This window comes from Nonomuraea sp. WAC 01424 (genome assembly GCF_003947315.1).
GTDB lineage: Bacteria > Actinomycetota > Actinomycetes > Streptosporangiales > Streptosporangiaceae > Nonomuraea > Nonomuraea spiralis.
Genome location: NZ_QHHZ01000068.1, coordinates 1 through 714 on the forward strand (window position 1 = coordinate 1; position 714 = coordinate 714).

Here is a 714-nt window from a genome sequence, read left to right on the forward strand (position 1 = left end):
CCGCAAGGCGACGACCTTGGCGGCGTCGGCCAGCGACAGGGCGCCGGACACGTACGCGGCCGCGATCTCGCCCTGGCTGTGCCCGGTCACGGCGTCGGGTTCGACCCCGCACGCCCGCCACAGCGCCGCCAGCGACACGTTGACCGCGAAGAGGGCGGGCTGCACGACGTCGACACGCTCCAGCGCCGTCGCGTCGCCGAGCACGTCGGTGAGCTTCCAGTCCACAAAGGACGTAAGAGCGCGCTCGCAGTCGAGCAGTGCGGCCTGGAACACCGGTGAGGAGTCTTTGAGCTCCAGCGCCATCCCGGCCCACTGCGAGCCCTGCCCGGGAAAGACGAACGCGACCTTGCCCGGCGGCAAAGCGATACCTTCGACCAGCCCCGCCGCAGGCGCCCCGGCAGCCAAGGCGTCGAGCGACGCTTCCGCATCGGCCACGACGACAGCGCGGTGCTCCAGCGCGGCACGGGAGGTCGCGAGCGAGAAAGCGATGTCGGTCAAGGATTCCGTCTGGCGAAGGTGCTCACGCAGCCGGGCGGACTGCGCGCGCAGAGCCTCGGCGCTCCGGGCGGACAGGAGCAGCGTTGTCACCCCGTCGCCGAGCGGAGATTCGCCGTCACGCTCGGCGGATTCGGCCTCCGGCGCCTGTTCGACGATGACGTGCGCGTTGGTGCCGCTGACCCCGAACGACGAGATCCCGGCGCGGCGCGGCTCCCC

Annotated in this window: 1 protein-coding gene; it reads right to left on the reverse strand. The window is 71.8% G+C overall.

The window, feature by feature from the left end; translation table 11 throughout:
* Window positions 1-714, reverse strand: a 714-nt coding sequence (locus tag DMB42_RS52755) for an acyltransferase domain-containing protein (protein WP_148109034.1), incomplete at both ends; no start/stop codon positions are given.